Annotated in this window: 21 protein-coding genes and 1 tRNA gene; 11 read left to right on the top strand and 11 right to left on the bottom strand. The window is 44.9% G+C overall.

The annotated features are described in order from the left end of the window. The first annotated feature begins 19 nt into the window (after positions 1–19). Complete coding sequence (locus DES40_RS03875) at positions 20–2,125, top strand: lytic transglycosylase domain-containing protein (RefSeq protein ID WP_121099232.1); 2,106 nt, start codon at positions 20–22, stop codon at positions 2,123–2,125. Here DES40_RS03875 and DES40_RS03880 read toward each other — a convergent pair whose 3' ends face one another. Beyond that, entirely contained in the window at positions 2,126–3,094 is a 969-nt protein-coding gene (locus DES40_RS03880) for a threonine ammonia-lyase (protein WP_121099233.1), read from the bottom strand. Positions 3,095–3,187: 93 nt separating this feature from the next. Between DES40_RS03880 and DES40_RS03885 the strand changes: the two genes are divergently transcribed. Continuing rightward, positions 3,188–4,807 carry a long-chain fatty acid--CoA ligase gene (locus tag DES40_RS03885; protein ID WP_121099234.1) on the top strand — a complete coding sequence of 540 codons (1,620 nt, stop codon included), beginning with the start codon at positions 3,188–3,190 and terminating at the stop codon, positions 4,805–4,807. A gap of 75 nt (positions 4,808–4,882) precedes the next feature. Here the strand turns inward: DES40_RS03885 and DES40_RS03890 are convergent, their stop codons facing one another. Both DES40_RS03890 and rpsU read right to left on the bottom strand, forming a co-directional pair. Continuing rightward, complete coding sequence (locus tag DES40_RS03890; protein WP_233345403.1) at positions 4,883–6,127, bottom strand: multidrug effflux MFS transporter; 1,245 nt, start codon at positions 6,125–6,127, stop codon at positions 4,883–4,885. Positions 6,128–6,345: 218 nt separating this feature from the next. After that, positions 6,346–6,582 (bottom strand): 30S ribosomal protein S21, encoded by a 237-nt coding sequence (gene rpsU / locus DES40_RS03895; RefSeq protein WP_121099235.1) that lies wholly within the window; start codon positions 6,580–6,582, stop codon positions 6,346–6,348. Positions 6,583–6,666: 84 nt separating this feature from the next. Here rpsU and DES40_RS03900 point away from each other — a divergent pair, with 84 nt between their 5' ends. From DES40_RS03900 to DES40_RS03910, 3 genes are all read left to right on the top strand, one after another. Then, on the top strand, positions 6,667–7,749 hold the full coding sequence (locus tag DES40_RS03900) for an alpha/beta fold hydrolase (protein ID WP_121099236.1): 1,083 nt from the start codon (positions 6,667–6,669) through the stop codon (positions 7,747–7,749). Then, positions 7,740–8,735, top strand: coding sequence for a patatin-like phospholipase family protein (locus DES40_RS03905; protein WP_121099237.1), 996 nt, complete (start codon positions 7,740–7,742; stop codon positions 8,733–8,735). The genes DES40_RS03900 and DES40_RS03905 overlap by 10 nt, the downstream gene beginning before the upstream one ends. Before the next feature lie 119 nt (positions 8,736–8,854). Next, positions 8,855–10,297 carry a hypothetical protein gene (locus DES40_RS03910; protein WP_121099238.1) on the top strand — a complete coding sequence of 481 codons (1,443 nt, stop codon included), beginning with the start codon at positions 8,855–8,857 and terminating at the stop codon, positions 10,295–10,297. On the opposite strand, the gene DES40_RS03915 is transcribed toward DES40_RS03910, so the two are convergent. Then, positions 10,286–10,966, bottom strand: coding sequence for a rhomboid family intramembrane serine protease (locus DES40_RS03915; protein ID WP_121099239.1), 681 nt, complete (start codon positions 10,964–10,966; stop codon positions 10,286–10,288). The two genes, DES40_RS03910 and DES40_RS03915, sit on opposite strands and share 12 nt — an antisense overlap. A gap of 140 nt (positions 10,967–11,106) precedes the next feature. On the opposite strand from DES40_RS03915, the gene DES40_RS03920 reads away from it, so the two are divergent. Beyond that, positions 11,107–11,751, top strand: coding sequence for a hypothetical protein (locus tag DES40_RS03920; RefSeq protein WP_147405846.1), 645 nt, complete (start codon positions 11,107–11,109; stop codon positions 11,749–11,751). On the opposite strand, the gene DES40_RS03925 is transcribed toward DES40_RS03920, so the two are convergent. From DES40_RS03925 to queF, 4 genes are all read right to left on the bottom strand, one after another. Further along, positions 11,748–12,269, bottom strand: a complete 522-nt coding sequence (locus DES40_RS03925; RefSeq protein WP_121099241.1) for a gamma carbonic anhydrase family protein — start codon at positions 12,267–12,269, stop codon at positions 11,748–11,750. The genes DES40_RS03920 and DES40_RS03925 overlap by 4 nt on opposite strands. Beyond that, the gene (locus tag DES40_RS03930; RefSeq protein ID WP_121099242.1) at positions 12,269–12,481 is read right to left on the bottom strand and encodes a DUF3126 family protein; all 213 of its coding nucleotides are present in this window, start codon (positions 12,479–12,481) and stop codon (positions 12,269–12,271) included. Before DES40_RS03930 ends, DES40_RS03925 begins: the two co-directional genes overlap by 1 nt. After that, entirely contained in the window at positions 12,478–13,293 is an 816-nt protein-coding gene (gene cysE / locus DES40_RS03935) for a serine O-acetyltransferase (RefSeq protein ID WP_121099243.1), read from the bottom strand. The genes DES40_RS03930 and cysE overlap by 4 nt, the downstream gene beginning before the upstream one ends. 124 nt (positions 13,294–13,417) lie before the next feature. Further along, entirely contained in the window at positions 13,418–13,876 is a 459-nt protein-coding gene (gene queF, locus DES40_RS03940; RefSeq protein ID WP_121099244.1) for a preQ(1) synthase, read from the bottom strand. A gap of 162 nt (positions 13,877–14,038) precedes the next feature. Here queF and DES40_RS03945 point away from each other — a divergent pair, with 162 nt between their 5' ends. Beyond that, positions 14,039–14,218 carry a CsbD family protein gene (locus tag DES40_RS03945; protein WP_121099245.1) on the top strand — a complete coding sequence of 60 codons (180 nt, stop codon included), beginning with the start codon at positions 14,039–14,041 and terminating at the stop codon, positions 14,216–14,218. A gap of 46 nt (positions 14,219–14,264) precedes the next feature. Here DES40_RS03945 and DES40_RS03950 read toward each other — a convergent pair whose 3' ends face one another. Together DES40_RS03950 and DES40_RS03955 are read right to left on the bottom strand one after the other, a co-directional pair. Further along, the gene (locus DES40_RS03950; RefSeq protein ID WP_121099246.1) at positions 14,265–15,029 is read right to left on the bottom strand and encodes an alpha/beta hydrolase family protein; all 765 of its coding nucleotides are present in this window, start codon (positions 15,027–15,029) and stop codon (positions 14,265–14,267) included. A gap of 42 nt (positions 15,030–15,071) precedes the next feature. Beyond that, positions 15,072–16,019 carry a DHH family phosphoesterase gene (locus DES40_RS03955; protein WP_121099247.1) on the bottom strand — a complete coding sequence of 316 codons (948 nt, stop codon included), beginning with the start codon at positions 16,017–16,019 and terminating at the stop codon, positions 15,072–15,074. Positions 16,020–16,190: 171 nt separating this feature from the next. Between DES40_RS03955 and DES40_RS03960 the strand changes: the two genes are divergently transcribed. Continuing rightward, positions 16,191–16,277 (top strand) — tRNA-Leu (locus DES40_RS03960). 2 nt (positions 16,278–16,279) lie between these two features. Here DES40_RS03960 and DES40_RS03965 read toward each other — a convergent pair. Beyond that, complete coding sequence (locus tag DES40_RS03965) at positions 16,280–17,017, bottom strand: competence/damage-inducible protein A (protein WP_121099248.1); 738 nt, start codon at positions 17,015–17,017, stop codon at positions 16,280–16,282. A gap of 155 nt (positions 17,018–17,172) precedes the next feature. On the opposite strand from DES40_RS03965, the gene DES40_RS03970 reads away from it, so the two are divergent. The 3 genes from DES40_RS03970 (at position 17,173) to radC (ending at position 19,452) form a co-directional block, all read left to right on the top strand. Further along, complete coding sequence (locus DES40_RS03970; RefSeq protein WP_121099249.1) at positions 17,173–17,802, top strand: glycine zipper domain-containing protein; 630 nt, start codon at positions 17,173–17,175, stop codon at positions 17,800–17,802. A 126-nt stretch (positions 17,803–17,928) separates the two neighbouring features. Then, the gene (gene map, locus DES40_RS03975) at positions 17,929–18,750 is read left to right on the top strand and encodes a type I methionyl aminopeptidase (protein WP_121099250.1); all 822 of its coding nucleotides are present in this window, start codon (positions 17,929–17,931) and stop codon (positions 18,748–18,750) included. A 12-nt stretch (positions 18,751–18,762) separates the two neighbouring features. Continuing rightward, a complete protein-coding gene (gene radC, locus DES40_RS03980) occupies positions 18,763–19,452 on the top strand; it encodes a RadC family protein (RefSeq protein WP_233345405.1) in 690 nt (229 codons plus the stop codon). Positions 19,453–19,492: the final 40 nt, after the last annotated feature.

Here is a 19,492-nt window from a genome sequence, read left to right on the forward strand (position 1 = left end):
GCGACAGGTGTAGGATTTAATGCAGATATTACGAATGCCTCATAGCTGTCTACTACGACATCAGGCAAGCATTGCTTTTACCACATTCGTTAAAGCTATCCAGTCCTTATCTGCAAACTGTGTCCTTATCGGGGCGCTTCTAAGTTTTGGTTTACCTCAAACTGTTTTTGCGTCAAACGTTCCGTCACCGCGCCTAAAGCCTGCACCGCCTGCTCTCTCTCAATATTTAAATGACAATGACGCGCGTAACCTAAGAAAAGCTGTAGCTGCTGCGAAACGAGGAAGTTGGTCCGAATATATCAACCTTCATAATAAAGTAAGAGACCCATTAGCACGCGACCTATTAACTTGGGTAAGAGCGACTCGTGACCCCAATGCGCCTCAAGAAACACTTAACATAGCAGCACAAAGACTCTCCGACTGGCCGCGTCAAACGACAATTAGAGCAAAAGCTGAAGCCAACTTATTTGACCGTCCTATTCCCCCCAGAGCTACGATTGAATGGTTTAAGGGCGAAGACCCAGTTTCTGGTGAGGGGCGCATGGCCCTTGCCCGCGCCAATTTCGCCATAGGTAATAATGAAGTTGGTGACATGTGGCTTCGCTCTGCTTGGAGGGACTCAAAACTAACCCGCGACCGTCAAAAGACTGTGTTCGGTGAGTTTAAAACGAAGCTTAAACCTGACGATCATGCCATCAGAGCAGACCATTTGATATGGAATGGAAGATATCATCTAACAAAAGCGCAGGCCCTATTACCACATATGGCCAGTAATGAACGAAAGCTTATGGATGCTAGAATACGCGTGGCCACGAATAAATCTGGAATGGATGCCGCCATCAATGCCGTTCCTGTCAAATATAAAAATGATGCTGGGCTTTTATATGAACGTGCAAAATGGCGTAGAAAAAGAAAGACCAAAGATTACGCCCTGCCCGTCTATAAAAGTGTAAAGACAGCTCCCACAAATATACAGGGTCGGAAAGCTCTATGGCGCGAAGAAAAACTGATGGCTTACTGGCTCATCAGTGAAAAGCGATACAAAGAAGCCTACCAACTCGCGATAAATCATGGATTTGAACGCGGAACCGAGTTTGCTGAAGCCGAATTTCTTTCTGGATGGCTTGCATTGCAAAAATTGAATAACCGACCAGTTGCGCAACAACATTTCAAAAATTTAGCGGAGACGGTAACAACGCCGGTCTCCCTTGCAAGAGGATATTATTGGCTTGGGCGAGCCTCAATTGGCGCCGAAAGAGCCATAGCCTTTCAACAAGCCGCACAATACCAAAACACGTTCTATGGGCACCTTGCTCTTACTGAGATGAGCGACGCCACGCCTACCCTCAATCTTCCCCCAGAGAATGACTTCAGCTTTTCAGAAGCACAACTTAATGCCGACCCCCGAGTTAGAGCGATGAAGCTTTTAGCCGAGATTGGGGATGAACAGCTTTACTCTCAATTTTCCTTCCACCTTGATGATGTAGTGGAATCTATTGAGGAGCTTTCTGCTTTATCTAAAATATCCAAAGATTACGGATACATGCGCCCATCACTTCGCGCAGCAAAGCAAGCCTCCCGTTTTCAAACAATGCTTACGAATTCAGGTTACCCTATAATTCAAGTCATTGAGAATATGCCAAATGATTTTGAGAAAGCGTTCGTTTACGCCATTGCGCGGCAGGAAACAGAATTTGAAACGAATGCTGTCAGCTCGGCGCGCGCCTATGGGCTAATGCAAATGATCAATTCTACGGCGAAGTATACGGCAAGGAAACACCGTATACCTTACAGTCAATCAAGACTCCTGAGCGATTCTGATTACGCCGCGACTTTAGGAGCTCATCACTTGAATGACCTCTTAGAACAATGGGATGGTTCCTATATCCTTGCGGCCGTCTCATATAATGCGGGGCCTCATCGGGCTAAACAGTGGATTAAGACTTATGGTGACCCACGAAAAGGCGATATAGATCCAATTGACTGGATTGAGTCGACCCCATTTTCGGAAACTCGAAATTATGTTCAGCGTGTGATGGAAAACATGCAAGTTTATAGAGCACGCCGTAACGGGGACTCTCACCCACTCTATATTGAACGAGATTTAAGATTCGGACAGCAATAGCTAATACAAATTCAATGCTTGCTGAAGGATATCAGCGTCAACATTTCCTCCAGACGCTATAGCCACAACAAATTCATTCTCTTCGAAAGGCTTATGGCGCATTATAGAAGCAATAGCGACTGCACCTCCTGGCTCTACAATTAAACCCAGTTCGCGCTTCACTATTGCCATGACTTTTAAGCAGTTCTCATCTGAAGCCGTGAAAACTCCAGACAATGACTTAGAATTAATAGGCCAAGTAAGTTCTCCCGGTTGCGGGGTCAGTAAAGCATCACATAAAGAAGGCGGCTTTGCTTTTAAAGCCACTCGATAACCATGTCTGAGTGATTGTTGATGATCATTATAAGTTTCGGGTTCAGCACCATAGATTCTGCAATCAGGACGTAGCTGATTGAGGGCAAGGCTGGTACCGGCACATAATCCGCCCCCGCCGAGCCCCGTAACAACGGCCTTCACATCAGGACATTGCGCAGCGATTTCGACACCCACTGTGCCCTGCCCAGAGATTATATGGACATCATCAAATGAAGGCACCAAAGTTCTGCCCGTACGGGCTGAAATATCTGCAGCTATGGCCTCGCGGCTTTGAGTGTCTCTATCATAAAATTCTATCTCTGCTCCATATGACAAAACCTTCTCAACTTTTACTTTCGGAGCGTCTTCTGGCATGACTATCAAGGCAGATAACCCGAGTTCATTTGCAGAGACCGCAACGCCTATCGCGTGATTACCAGACGAAAAAGCAACCACCCCTTTCTTTGACTCTGCTGGAGATAATTGAGAGAGTCGATTTCTAGCGCCGCGATATTTAAAAGCGCCGCCCTTTTGCATAGTTTCTGCTTTTATGTAGAGTTTACAACCACATAGACTATCTAACATTTCCGCCCGAATTAGCGGGGTTTTGATAGCATATCCCTCTAAGCTTTGAGCGGCTTCCATTACAGACAAAAAATTAGGTGCGGCATGCATGCATTTAGTCCTCTATCTAGACCGTTCCCCATTGACCCTAGCCCCACCACGTGGAAATGAAAGTCCAAAGAAATATTTAATGGGGGACGACCTATGCAAGGTTTAATGATGAAGCATGAGTTGATGATTAGTGATCTAATCGAACATGCAGCCACGGTACATAAGGATCGTGAGATCTATACTCTCAACACAGATTTAACTGAACATAGATATACTTGGAATGAATGTGCCATTCGTGTCCGTAAACTCGCAAATGCTCTGCTGGCCGCAGGTGTCAAAAAAGGCGATCGCATAGCAACAATTGCTTGGAACAATTATCGCCACGTTGAAATTTATTATGCGGTATCCTCTATTGGCGCCATAGTTCACACAATTAACCCTCGCCTAAAACCTCAGCAAATTGCTTGGATGATTAATCACGCTGAAGACACAATGTTGATGTTTGACACAACATTTGGCCCCATCATTGACGGCGTCTCTGCTCTTTGCCCAACGGTAAAAAAATGGGTGTGCCTGACAGACAATAATGGCATGCCTGAGTACAAAACTGATGTTCAGGATTATGAGAGTTTTATCGCCGAAGGCTCTGAAACTATCAACTGGGAGAGATTTGACGAAAATACGGCCTGCACTCTATGTTATACCTCAGGGACAACAGGCGACCCAAAGGGGGTGCTGTATTCTCACCGCTCCACAATCCTGCATGCTATGGCCGGCAGTATGCATGATGTGATTGGCGGCGGCGCATGCGACTCAGTCCTCGCTGTAGTACCAATGTTCCATGTTAGTGCTTGGGGCTTAGTTTACTCAGCCGCAATGGTAGGTGCAAAACTGGTCCTGCCTGGTCCAGGCTTAGATGGCCCAAATATGTGTAAGATGATTACACAAGAAGAAGTGACACTGATGGCCGGAGTACCAACCGTTTGGCTCGGTATTTATAACCATGCCAAAGCAAATGGCATTGAACTCACGACAGTTAAAAAAGCCCTTGTCGGCGGGTCCGCTTTACCAGAATCTTTACTCCGTGCTTATGAACTCGATTTAGGCATTCCGATGCAACAAGGCTGGGGCATGACCGAAACATCGCCTTTAGGTGTTACCTATTCGCCCTACCCTGGAACAGAGAACAACAGTTTTGAAGACTCTGTATCTACTAAATTACTTGCTGGACGACGCATATTCGGTGTCGACATGCGTATCGTTGATGATGAAGATAACATTCTACCTCAAGACGGTAAGGCTGAAGGGCATCTACATGTTCGAGGCCCTTGGATTTCGTCAGGTTATTTCAAAGGCGCAGGAGAAGACAGCTTTACAAATGACGGCTGGTTCCGGACAGGTGACGTTGCTGTTCTACACCCAACAGGCTACCTTGAGATCACTGACAGATCGAAAGATGTTATTAAGTCTGGCGGAGAATGGGTAAGTTCAATCGAAGTTGAAAATGCCGCTTCTGACCACCCAGAAGTCGCCATGGCTGCCTGTATTGGTATCACACATGAAAAGTGGCAGGAACGCCCCTTCCTAATTGTCCAACCCGTTCCTGGAAAATCTCCAGATAAAGAGGAAATTAAAGCCTGTATTGCCAAAAAATGTGCGAAATGGTGGTTGCCCGATGAAATCGTTTTCCAAGATGAGTTGCCATTAGGTGCGACCGGGAAAATCCTCAAACGTGAGTTGAAAACAATTTACAAAGATCACTATGTAAAATGAGCCTATAACGGCTATTAAAAAACATTAGGGCCCGCCTTTTCGACAACGAAAGGCGGGTTTTCTCTTATGTATTGGCTAAGTTTTACCTTCACCTATTCCGAATAACTTGCCCTTTTCTGTAATCAGAACAATAGACAAGCTGATCATACCGAGGACAATATATGCCAACAACAATGGCCTTACCGTTCCATCAAAGAGTTGCGCTATAAAAATACCGAACAAACTGGAGACAGACGTCGTGAAAAACCCGTAAACAGCATTCGCTGTTCCAGCCATCTTTTCCATAGGCTCCATTGCGAGAGAAGCAAAATTAGCGCCAATCATCCCAAAACAACCAAAAGACAATGCAAACAGAATATAAAATACCCAGAAATTTTGCCCTACAAAATGCATATAAAGCCAATTCGTAAGCGAGAAGATGATAAAGCCAACAACAACTGAGTGGCTAATGCGGCGCATACCAAAACGCTCTACTACTCGGCTGTTAGAGTAGTTCATCACGGCTAAAACGCTCGCAATACCCGCAAACCAAAGCCAGAATCGGTCGCCACGACCAAATACTTCATCGAAGACTTGTTCAGATGATCCGATAAATGCAAAAAGACAGCCAAACATTACGCCGCTCGCGACCATGTAGCCAAAGCTCGTACGGTGAGTAAGGACAGCTTTAAATGATTCTGAAATGGCCGCAAAACTAAGAGGGCGTTGGTCTTCTTTAGCCAGTGTCACAGGTATTCTAAAAGAAATCCAAACTAATATTATTGAGGCAAAAATGCCCAATACTCCAAATGTCCAAACCCAAGGTAATTTAAGCATTATAAGCGTACCTAAAGCAGGCGCAATAATCGGGACAATCATGAAAACTGTGTACACTAACGATAAGATACTCGCCATGGCTCGACCAGCAGACAAATCTCGAATGATAGCGCCCGCTGAAACTCGCGTTCCGGCACAAGTAATTCCCTGCATAAAGCGATAGAATAATAGTAATTCAAAACTATGCGCAAACATACAAAGGAAAGAGAAAACAATATATCCTACTAAGCTGAGTTGCAACAAAATCTTCCGACCAAAGCGGTCAGATATCGGCCCAAAGACGAGCTGTGGAAATCCAAATCCAAGTACAAAAGCAAAAACAACAAATTGCTGAGAGTTTTCGTTTGAAATTGCAAAACTATGACCAATCACCTCAAGAGCAGGCAACATAATATCAATGCCTAGAGCCTGAAGACCAAAAATTGCTGCCATCATCAACACGAATTCCCATTGAGGTATGGGAAGATTCATTTGATCGCGTTTCGGAGATTTCATTTCAGACATAATTTCGCTATGCGCTCCCAAAGCTCATATCGCAACCGCTATATAATCATGGCTGCCTTCTATTTTTACTATTGTGATATCAACTGCCACTCAAATAGCGCATTGGACGAGTGTCCACATTATTTACTCTCAAGAATCTTCTCGTTCGAAAATTATAAAGACATAAAAAAAGCCGCCCTTACAAGGACGGCTTTTTAAAAATTCTACTAGAGTGTTACCTAGCGACGTGAAGGCTTCTTCTTCATAGGAATAAGACCTTCGATTTGAGCACGTTTACGAGCCAATTTACGAGCGCGACGAACAGCCTCAGCCTGCTCGCGTACACGTTTCTCAGAAGGCTTTTCGTAATGCTTACGCGCTTTCATTTCACGAAGAATACCTTCGTTTTGCAATTTCTTTTTCAACGCGCGGAGGGCTTGGTCCACATTGTTTTGACGGACGTAGATTTCAACCATATCAGGTCAACTCATTTCTGTTCTAAATATTAAAAGCCCCGCAAAAGATGCGAGGCTCGCTAAATCTTGGCGCTTAGTAACGACATGTTCAGAAACATTCAAGCTAAATTGACAGAGTTTTCTCGTAAAAATCGAGTAAAAACAGGTGTTTTTGATTTAAATTTGGGCCAAACTCATAAAATGAACTTTTCCAAACCCGATTTCATTAAGTCAGATGGCTACAACATTGCTACCTATAGGGACGGCCCTGAAGACGGCCCTCTGTTGATTCTTATTCATGGTTGGCCTGAAATAGCTTATAGTTGGAAGACGACTGTACCCGCATTAACTGGAGCCGGATACCGTGTGATAACCTATGATTTACGAGGTTTTGGTAGATCTGACGCTCCTCATGGAATTGAGCATTACGCTATCACACAAATGGTCGCTGATCTTGACAAAGTTATCGAAGCACAGGGCCGACGCACAGCCACCTTAATCGGTCATGATTGGGGCGGTATCATAATGTGGCAAGCAGGCTTGATGCTTGCCCATCGTATTGAGCGTTTAATTTCAATTTGCACACCACATGTGAAGCATGCGCCAGTTGACCCGTTGAAAATCTTTCGCAAACGCTACGGCAAAGACCACTATTTTTTAGAATTTAGAGACCGCCCAGAGGAAATCGCCGCCCTCTTTGCTTCTAACCCTGACGCTTTTTTCAGACTAATGTTCCGCACAACGCGTCCTGGTCAAAAAATGGAAGATAATTTCACGCATATTCCAAAAAATTTTTTAGACTATCTACTAGCTGGCGAACCCAAACTTCTTGGCGCCGTTATGAGCGAAAAAGACAGAACTGAGTACACAAGAGCTTACGAGAAAAGTGGTTTTCACGGGGGTATGTCATTATACAGAAACACGACACAAAATTGGGAACTAGCAAGAGGACTACCCGAAAAGATTGATATACCCAGTCTTATGCTAAGCCCAGAAAACGATCTTATATTACCGCCACAAACGACTGACCACATGCCGGCGATAATGAAGAACCTGACGCGTCAAACAGTGCCTGATTGCGGACATTGGGCCATGTGGGACAATCCAAACTTTATCAATAAAGCGATATTAAATTGGCTGACAAAGACTCCGATACAAAAGAATAGCTTGGCTTCGTTATGCGGTTAGATACTTCTCCTTTGCCCTCAGGCAAGCGCCCTCCCCTCGGTCTTGCTTTGGGCGGCGGCGTCGCACGTGGATGGGCTCATATCGGGGCAATACGGGCTTTAATTGAAGCTGGAATAAAGCCCGATATTATCGCTGGTACATCAATTGGGGCCGTTGTTGGAGCCGCTTATTTAGCAGGCAACCTTGATGCTCTTGAAGAATGGGCTAGATCGCTGAACCGAAGAAAAGTTATGGGCTATATGGATGTCCGCTGGGGTGGCTCGGGCTTAATGCGCGGCGAGCGATTAGCACGGGTCATGCGCCATTATTTTAAGGATATGAAGATTGAAGATTTTGATCGAAAATTCGCCGCCGTAACGTGTGACCTTCGGACTGGGTATGAAGTTTGGCTCCAAAATGGAGCTCTAATTCCCGCAATAAGGGCCTCATATGCCCTGCCCGGAGCCTTTGAACCCGTAAAGGTCGATGGTCGTTTTATGATTGATGGGGCTCTGGTCAATCCCGTGCCCGTGTCTACTTGTCGTGCACTAGGCGCACATATGGTAATAGCTGTTAGCCTGAATGGTGATGCCTTTGGCCCTATCGGAACGAGCCATGAGATCCATTTTGATGATGAAGACGATGACGTCAATTTTGGTGACCCGCTGGAATTAGCGTCACAATCTTTAAACAAGTTACGGCCCGATAGGTTGCTGTTAAAGTCAATGATAGGAGATGTACGCCCCGGGAAAAGCCCTAAAATGGGTTCTGTCATGATGGGAACTTTAAATATAGTCATGGACAGGATCTCTCGTTCCCGCCTTGCAGGGGACCCCCCAGATGTATTTATCGCCCCACGAATCGGCCACATTGGAATGATGGAGTTTACTCGCGCAGAAGAGCTGATTGAACGCGGATATAGAGCGATGCAGCACGAAATACCCTTAATAAAGTCCGTTATGGATGTATTAGGTAATATCCCTTCAGGTACAGTAAAACCGCAATAACTTGCGTATTATTTGCCTTTAACTTCAAATTTTCACGTAGCGAGCTATGAGTTTTTGCCTACATACCCCTAATAAGGGATTAGCGATGACTTTGGTTCATTTTCACTTATCAAAACCACATGGAATTTGGCTCAAACTCATACGTTGCTAATGATAATTCCCCAATCGATAGGATGGGTGAATTTCAACGTCGCAATGAAGGTGTGACACTTCAAGCAGGCTCAACGGCGAATACCATTCAAATGGATATTTCAGACTTAAAACCCGGACAGATGTCTTGGAGACCAAGCCATACGTCCAACTCTATCGAGACTAACAAATACACACCTAGACACCCCAAAGTTAAACGCAGCAAAACCTATTCAACTCTATTGTTTTGGATAGAGGCAATACTATTAACTGGCTTTTTAGGGAGCTTCGCAGGATTAATCGCTAGTTTTAATGTAGCAGCGAGTGTTGAATCCCAAATTTATTTTACAGCATCCGTCGTCGCACTTGGAATTCTTTCAATTGCAGTTCTGAAACTTCCCGTGATTTTGAGGGAATGGATGGCTTTTACTCTTTTGGCTGTTCCTCTTATTTTCAGTTATGGGGTTCTCAATTTTTCTTTGGTGAGCCTTTCAATACCTGCCGCCATTCTAGGCATTGGAATTGGTTTTATCGGAAGGGCAAAAATACCTTTATTTGTAGCGGGTAGTAGCTTGTTAGGGCTTGCTTATTCTGCAGCACCATTTCAGCCTGATACCATTTCAATTTCTGCATTTGAGGGTTCTATTCTAACAGGACTGATTTTTGCGTTACTCGGCGTAGCAAGTCAGAAGTCCTCTCGTGCTGTAATGGCTCTTGCTCTATTTGCGCTTTTTATTTGGGGTGCGATTTGGCTGTTAAAGTCTGATTTATCTCAGCAAGCAGTCGCGGCTTTCATCTTTATAATTGGGGCGGCGCAATATAAACTCGGAGAAGCCGGACTGGACGAAAATGCCTTCGCCTCACTCGCTTTTATCACTGTCGGCTGGTTCCTAGGTGTAATTGGCTTCTTATGGTTACAAGCTGGATATTTAGATAGCGACTACAGTCGTTTAATGTCTGTCGGCGATCGCCCCGCTTCGTCAATGACTTGGATCATTGGCGTAGCCTGCGCCCTAGCTTGTGTATTAGTCGCTGGAATGAGCCGTCATGCCCACTCTCGGCAAACTGCACTTTCAATCTTCCTTACAACTGTGGCGCTAGGCGCTGTGCCATTCCTTGTTTTCAGGCCAGATCTTATAATGCCATATTTATCAAAAATCCCTGGGCTTCCCTTCACTCCGACTATTGGCCTTGTTTTAGGAGGATGCGGATTGGTAGTATTTGGGGGGCAAGTTTTAAAAGGCATGCGATTAAATCGTGTCGGTTACAGCCTTTTAGGCCTCTCCGCTCTGGGTGCGCAAATTGTCATGCTTTATCGTCCTCAGCTCTTAAATGTCGATAGCTTGGTAATCCTTACAGCAACGCTCGTCGCATCAGGAAGTTTTTACGCTCTCACTGTGAGAAACAAACGCGGAAGAATTTCAAATACCTAGACTAGCACTATTTGCCTTAATCATTACGGGCGCCAATACCATCCCCCCCAGAAAGCCGCCAAGATGTGCAGCCCAAGCTATATTGAGCCCTATGAATGGTCCTGCCACCACCATTGCCAGATTAATGAGTACCCACCCCAACGCAAATTGAAACATCTTAGCTCGACCACCTAAAGCCCAACCTGCTGTCGCCAGTAATGCCGATGCTCCACCAGAAGCACCAACGGCAGCCGGCGCATTTACACCAAGCGGAGCATTCGTAGCGATCCACCAAAGCCATTCAGACACTCCACCTAAGACAATCCCGAAAATCAATATTGTTAAAAAAACCAGACTTGGAGAACGTCTGCGGCCTTGTTCTACCGAAAATAATCTTGCTCCTTTTACAGTCGCAACACCAAGCACAGCTATCATTCCTGCATTCATTAAAACATGTGACCATCCACCATGGGCCAAACCATGCCCTACAAGACTAAACAATTGTTCTGGAAGACTGGTTCCTAAAAACCCATAGGGGCGAAGAACAACCAAAGGGGCAAGTGTTTCCCAAACAAAAGGCAAATACCGCAACGCTATGAATGAAACAATTAAGCCACCCGCAACAAAGGCCGGCATCGGCTCGCTGAAATTGAAAAAAGGCTCATTAGTCCGTTGTTGAGATGTATTCATGATGTTCCTATAGTGAGTAATCTTGTATCTACTCTATAAAACTACATATGATGCCCACGACTTTGACTTTCAATGAACAAACGAATGGCAGACTCAGAAAAACCATTTGTTGTTTACGCGAATTGAACTCATAGGAAGCTGTGACTTATCCACCCAACATCATTCATAGCTCTAATAGTATAACTCGCGGAGAAAATTCTGTACCTACCTACTTCATGCAAGTCGGTGGACAGCTTTACGGACCGTATAGTGCGAGTTTAATGGAGCAATATTGTGACGAGGGACGGCTTGGCCCTCAATCGTTAATATCCAATCGCTCTGAAGGTATTTTCAAACCCGCAATAGAATGGCCCGAATTCAGGCTGTGGTCTAAAGGCCGTTTTGAGACCAATATAGCCCCAACTGCTTCCTCTGCTGCGGAAACAAACCCAACTCAACAGACCACAACCCCTCAAAAACAATCTGAGACGGCAACTATTCCAAGTGTGTTCTTCATTATTGCGAAAATTTCACCACCAGCACAGCCGGGCTTTATCAACACTCTAAAAAGCATGGGGCAAGTTTATCAAATAAGCGATACTGCGTGGATATTAGGCACCGCCTATAAAATTGAAATTATTAGGCAGAATTTAAGTGAAACCCTTACACTCGAGGATCACCTTTTTATACATGATAGTTTTTCTAACCGCGCTGGTTGGTTCAACCTTGGCGAAGCCTTAGGCGACAACATTAGAAATTTATGGATTAATACGGCACAAGCTCGGAAGTCTCATAGAAACTCTTAGACGGGTTTCGATTCAGCTTTAAATCTCTTGGCGTTTTTGACGTAATAGTCAGCACTGGCTTTTAGCATTGCTTCTTGGGCCACTGGCACTGCCTTAACAACGCGGCCAGGAGCACCCATGACAACTGAATTATCAGGAATCACTTTGTTTTCCGTTATCAATGCATGCGCACCAATGAGGCAATTCTTCCCGATAACGACTCCGTTTAAAATAGTCGCACCAATTCCAATGAGCGTATTATCCCCAATAGTACATCCATGAAGCATGGCTTGATGACCAACCGTCACCCCTGTGCCAATCGTCAACGGTGAACCCGCATCAGAGTGTAGAACAGAATTGTCTTGAATATTTGTTCTTGACCCGATTTGTATCGGGTCATTATCTCCTCTGACAACAGCTCCAAACCAAACAGAAGCTCCTACAGCCATCATAACATTACCAACGACTGTCGCCGAATCAGCAACCCAAGCTGTTTCATCAAGTTGGGGAATTACATCTCCGAGTGCATAAACAGTCATTAAGCGTCTAAGTCTTGTTGCAGGATGGAAATGTTCAAATCATATGAGATGTCATCTTTGTCTTCATCATCGATATACAACAAGCCGAGTATTTCATTATTCAGATACACTTCCACGCTGTCTGTAACTTTACGAGGCTTGATCGTTATACCCTCTGTTGCAAAGCGCTTACAAAGGTAGTTTTTTACTGAAGTGATTTGTTCTGGGCTCATAGCGCCTCTCCTAATGTTTGATCCATAGAGCCTGCAGGGTTGCCACAACAAGGGCCGCCCACAGGTTTGGCAGGAACCCCTGCCACAGTACAGTTTTCTGTAACGGCCTTAAGAACGACCGAACCAGCGGCAACTTTGGCGCCATCACCAATTTTTATATTCCCTAAAATACTTGCACCCGCGCCTAATAAAACACGGTCTCCTATTTTGGGATGACGGTCTTCATGGGACTTTCCTGTCCCCCCCAGAGTGACGCCCTGTAGAATTGAACAATCATTCCCGACACGTGCAGTTTCGCCCATAACAAAGCCTGTAGCATGGTCCAACATAATGCCATGACCTATAACAGCTGCCGGGTTTATATCGACGCCGAAAAGCTCTGAACTTCTATTTTGCAAATGAAATGCCACTAAATCACGACCAGATTTAAATAAAGAATGCGCGCAACGATGAGTTTGGATGGCCATATAGCCTTTAAAATATAAGAACGCCTGTAAATAAGAACGGCAAGCTGGATCACGTTCCTTAACGGCCAACAGGTCTTTCGCAGCAAACTCAACAATCGTCTCATCAAGTTCTATTGCTTCTGAAAGGACTTGGCGTAACTTTAGGGCTGATAAGTCTGCTGTAGCATGTTTTTCCGCCAGATGGTTCACGATCGCACTACCTAAGCTGGATTGATCCAGAATGGTCGCATGCAAAAATGACGATAGAGATGTTTCTTTCACGGCATAAGCTGCAGCTTCCTGCTTCAAAAGGCTCCAAACCGATTGATCAGAGTTTTTATCTGTCGCAATATTTAAATTCGCCATATCGAATGCCTTTCGTCGGTCCCTTACAACGTCAGAGACGTAAGACGTAATTCGCTTTCAAGATAGGGAGGCAACATGAAAAAGCCAAACATTTTCTCAAAAGAGGATAAAGAAGCTACTGTTTCTAACCTCGCCCACGATAAGGCGGGACACCTTGTTCTGGTATCCAGAGCCCCTTGGGAGCTTCTCCGAACTGATAGAACACATCAATCGGTATACCTCCACGAGGATACCAATACCCACCAATACGAAGCCATTTAGGGCTCAATTCCTTCACAAGGCGTTGACCGATTCCAGTCGTGCAAGCCTCATGAAAGTCACCATGATTTCTGAAACTGCCCAAATATAATTTGAAGGCTTTACTTTCAACGATCCATTTATCAGGGCAATAATCGACGACCAAATGCGCAAAATCAGGCTGTCCCGTGACCGGACAAATTGATGTAAACTCTGGTGCAACAAGGCGTATCATATAAGGCTCAGAACACGGATTTTTTACCCGTTCTAAAACAGCCTCCTCTGGGGATTTTGGAAGCCCCTTCATTTGGCCAAGTTGGTTTAATTCATCATAACGATCGGTCATTACACTATCCATTCTAAGTGAGCGGCGGGTAGCCGAATAACAAACCTAACTCAAGCCCTGACGATATCCTTGAACAGTCATATCACAACACAGCCGCATATAATCTTGGAACACAAATGCATTTTGAAACATTGATAACTCATTCAACTTTAGGAGTGAAAAATGGAAAAAGAACATATTAAAGGTAAAGCTAACGAACTTGTCGGTAAAGCAAAAGAGAAGTTTGGAGAGTTAACAGATGATACGTCCCTTGAAGCGAAAGGGAAAGCTCAACAACTTAAAGGCAAAGTTCAAAACTCGATCGGCGATGCCAAAGATGCAGCCGAAAAGCTAAAGCGATAAAACATCGTATCAAAAATAAAAGCCCATAGTCTTATAGTTTGGGCTTTTATTGAACATATCGGGTCGCCCATGCGGCCAGAACACGCCCAACATAATCTGCATCAGCAGCGTTTCTTAGAAGTAGATGGTCAGCCCCATCCAAGCTTACAAAACTTTTGGGGTGCTTGGCCATCATATATATGTGAGAGGCGTTTTCAATGCCCACAACGGCGTCTTGTGGAGAATGAAAGATCAATAGAGCTTTTGATAAATTACCAATTTCACTAGCAATATCATAATTTTCTATATCACTCAGGAATTGCTCCTTAATAATAAAAGGACGCCCTCCCAGTAAAACTTTGGCTTGCCCCTCTTCCTCAATCTCTTCTATTTTATCAGCGAACTGATGAATAATGTGAGTTGTGTCACAAGGAGACCCAATTGTTGCGACAGCCTTACATTCCGGAATATCGTCTGCAACTTTCAGCATCGCTGTGCCGCCAAAACTATGCCCAATTAATATGCATGGGGCTCGGCAGTTTTCTGTCAAAAAATTTGCAGCGGCTTTGATATCGGCGACGTTTGTTGAGAAATTCGTATCAGAGAAATCTCCACCAGAAGCACCTAAACCAGTGAAGTCGAACCGCAACATCCCGTAACCCTCCTCCACGAGAGCTTTGGAAATAGTCCGAATAGGTTTCAGGTCTTTACCGATTGAAAAACCATGGGCAAACAAAACCCACCCAATGACATCACCCTTATCAGGTCGGTCAATTTTAGCCGATATTATATCGCCTAAGGCTCCAATAAATTCAACTTTTTCAGTTTCCATGAGACGAACTTAATCAGCTTCATAAAGAAACAGAAGAAGTTTCTATAAAAATGACTGCTGAAAACGTTTTAAAAAATTATTCAGATCAGCTTCTGCCAAATGATTAATCCCTGCCGCTGCGGATCGTCCTCCCCCAGTATCGAACTGCATAGCCAATTCGTCGGCACCCTTACGGCGAGTTAAAGGCGAACGAATGCTTACAAGGTACCCACCCTCTTTTAGTGTAAGAATGGCATGAGCTCTATCTGGATGATTCTGCGCTAAGCTATTGCCATGGACTCCTGACATACGTCTGGATGCGGCTACGTTTGGCAAAACTAAAGCATAATGTGTGTCCGTCTCAATTATGGCTTCACCGTCTGACATTACCTTGCGATCGGCCTGATAGCCCTCCTCAAGGGCTTGATAGACTGTCGTGTTCGCCTCCAAAAACGCCATTGGCGTTTCATATTGAACGAGTTCATTGTAAAGATCAGCAGGATGAAAGTGTAAGTCGTCTAGGTCTGCGCCATATCCATTATAATTAATCAACACCCCTAAACGCTCTAGTCCCTCTAATGGAATTCTCAGCCTACGCCCCTTTTTCTTGGCCAATGCAGGAAAATTATCACCAAAAGCCGCAGTTACCGCCCATGCGCGGTATGCCTCACCAAGGTAATCATCGACTAATAAAGCTGTGCATATTTCAGGTGAGGTATCAATAAAAGTCTCAAGATTTGGATGCTTTGGTATTGGATCTGCGTGGTGATGATCGAAGTAATATACTCCGGCCCCAGCTTCTAAAATTCGTTGCAGGGGAATACGGTTCTTAGAGAGTGAAATATCAAGAACTGTTACGCGATCACCACTTTTGGCTTCGACTCGGTCAAGTAGAGCGATATCACGTTTTCGTCCTGTTATAAGTTTCGAATCACGTGGGTCAGCAAGGCGCAACTGAACAAGTGAGATAATGCCATCAGCATCACCGTTAAATACATCAAAGTCAGCCATTCGTTATCTTGCCTTATATATGTGAGCCTCAAACCGCCCCTAAATCCAATATTTAGCTTCGCTAGAAAGACTTAGACGTCGTTGCAGGGGTATAAATGATAATTTTCCTCATTCCAGCGCATAAAAATGCTTGCTCGTCTGTTTCCATCGCCTTAAGTCAGCGGAAAGTCAGCGGGCGTGGTGGAATTGGTAGACACGCAAGACTTAAAATCTTGTTCCTTTATAGGAGTGCCGGTTCGATTCCGGCCGCCCGCACCACTTCACTCATTAGCTGACAATTCGAAGACGAGCTTCTCAAGCTTCTCTTTGACCTCATCTAAAATCACCATATCTCTACCACGGGCTACAAAATTAACCCCGCGCAAATCATCGTTAAAAAAAGGGTAGCTACCCAAGCTAACGCCAGAATATTGAGACTCAATAGCCGCTAATGGTGCCGCGGCATCGCCCTCGCCTATTCCAGAAGCCGTAACGCTGATAGAAAACGTCTTTGCGCCGCCCTCTATTCTATGAGCGACATCAGCTAGCATGCCCTTCATGATTTGAGGAACACCCGCCATAGTAAAGACATTTTTCGTTTGAAACCCGGGGGCTTGGCTAACGGGGTTGTCAATGAGAACGGCTCCGTCTGGAACTCTAGCCATTCGACGTCTGGCGGCATTTAGTTCTTCATCACTGTAACGCTTACGAAGTACGTTTAACGCGTCTTCGCGCTCAGATATGCCAATACCAAACGCCGATGCAATTGAATCTGCCGTGATATCATCATGAGTAGGCCCAATCCCGCCAGTCGTGAAAACATAATCGAAGCGATCAGAGAAGTCTTTAACGGTTTGACTAATGATATTTGCATTATCTGCGATAATGCGAGCTTCGCCTATCGTCACTCCTAAAGGCGTCAAAAACTTTGCGATTGATGAAAGGTTAGTGTCCTGAGTACGACCTGAGAGAAGCTCGTCTCCAATAAGAATCACGCCCGCCGTGACGATTTTTGTCATATTCAGTCCCTTTGAAAACCACCCATAAAATTAATATAGATGAATAAAAGCCAACAATAAGGCTCAGATAACATTCAGACCCTGTCACCTAAAGAGTGTTCATACCGCCATAACCAGTCAAGGAAATAGAGGCGAACAACTTTTAGGAGACTAACATGCGCATTCTTACTCTGACCGCGATTTCGCTTTCTACATTGGCTCTCTCTGGCAATGCATTCGCTCAAAACTACAATCATTACAACAGTAGTTATAACGCACACGAAGCCTGCAAAACAAATGAGAACAAACAAAAACTTTTGGGTGGTGGAATTGGCGCTGTAGCTGGAGCAGTATTGGGGTCACAGGTCTCTGGGCGAGGCGCTAGAACCGAAGGATCTGCTATCGGAGCCGTGATAGGCGGCCTTGCTGGCGCGGGAATCGCAGACAAACGAATTGATTGCGATCCAGTTTATTCTACACAGCCACAGCCTGTATATTATCCATCACAGCCATCAACCTATCAAACTGTGCCAGCGCGCCACACATCAACAAAGCGATATCCTGTGACCACAAGAGTGAGTAGTCATCCTGTTTATTCGAATCCTGGTTATAGCACTACACAGAATCAAAACGCTTCATATCATACGGCTCAATCTCAGCCACACAGAGTACGAAGCTACCCTACAACCAATCATCAAAACAATTACCACCGCTCAACATATGTGACGTCGCAGAATAGACATGTTGTACAAACCCGAAGCACTAAACATTATCATGGTAAGTATGAGTGCCACACACATCACTAACCTTATTACTGCAACTTTAATGAAAACGCCGCGCTTTATCGGGGCGTTTTTGCTATAAATTCAAGCAAGACTAGGCGGACGGTTATAAGCACTAGCGAACTATAAGCTAGGCTGTTATAGGGCAGCATGAATTATGTAGATGCAGCAAACGCCGATGATTTACGTGACGGCGCAATTAAACTCCACGGTGAAGAAGGCTTTGTAGGCATGCGTAAGGCAGGTCGCCTCTCCGCTGAATGCCTTGATATGCTTGCCGATATGGTCAAACCTGGCGTTACAACAGCAGCTCTCGATAAAGCCGCTTTCGAATTCATCACCGACAATGGAGGACTACCAGCTACGGTTGGATATCGAGGCTATAAACATTCATTATGCACCTCTATCAATCATGTTGTCTGCCACGGCATACCAAATGATAAGCCCTTAAAGAATGGTGACAGTTTAAATATTGACGTTACGTCTATTGTAGATGGCTGGCATGGCGATACATCCAGAATGTACACGGTTGGTAATGTCGATAGAAAAACGGAACGCTTAATAAACATCACATATGACAGCTTGATGCTCGGTATTGCTGCTGTAAAACCAGGAAACACGACAGGTGATATCGGTCACGCCATTCAAAAATTTGCCGAAGGCGAACGTTGTTCAGTCGTCACGGACTTTTGTGGTCACGGTGTCGGACGTCTCTTTCATGACTCACCCAATATCTTACACTTTGGTCGCCCAGGCGAAGGTGAAGTGCTGCGCGAAGGGATGTTTTTTACAATCGAGCCGATGATAAATTTAGGACGTCCTGATGTAAAAGTACTTTCTGATGGGTGGACAGCTGTTACTCGGGATAGAAAACTTACAGCGCAATTTGAGCACTCTATAGGCGTGACGAAAGATGGCTGTGAAATTTTCACTTTGTCGCCCAAGGGCCTCAATCGCCCACCTTACGCTTAAAAGGCTCTGATTTTGGCCGAAACAAAGCCAAAGCCACACTATCTCCAGCACAGGGACCGTCAGCGCGCAAAATTTGCGGAACATGGGGCTGACCCTATGGCCGATTATGAACTGCTAGAGCTTTTTTTGTTTAATTCAATTCCTCGACGCGATGTGAAACCCATTGCCAAAGATCTCCTTGTCCACTTTGGTAATCTCGCTGAAGTTTGCGCCGCACCATTACATCGCTTGATTGAGATTAAAGGCATCGGTGAGAAAACGGCAATTGATTTAAAGCTCCTACATGCTGCCTCCGTGCGCATGGGCCGGGAAAGTCTTCTGGGACGCCCCGTATTATCATCATGGACAGCTTTACTTGATTATTGTCGCTCAGCCATGCAATTCGAACCAGTCGAGCAGTTTCGTGTATTATTTTTGGATCGAAAAAACCGGCTCATCGCTGATGAAGTATTAGGCAGAGGCACCATAGACCGCGCGCCTGTTTATCCGAGAGAAATCATTAAACGCGCCCTCGCCCTCGAATCTACGGCTATAATTCTCGCTCACAATCACCCTAGCGGCGACCCAACACCAAGTCATTCTGATATAGTTATGACCAAAGAAGTGGTTGCCGCTGCAAAAGCCATGAATGTTGTGGTGCATGACCACTTAATCATCGGCCGAGAAAATATCGCCAGCTTTAAAACCTTAGGCCTGATGTAATATGACAGAAAAATCATTGCCCATGCAGTGATTAAGTAAC

Source organism: Litorimonas taeanensis (assembly GCF_003634015.1).
Classification (GTDB): Bacteria; Pseudomonadota; Alphaproteobacteria; order Caulobacterales; family Maricaulaceae; genus Litorimonas; species Litorimonas taeanensis.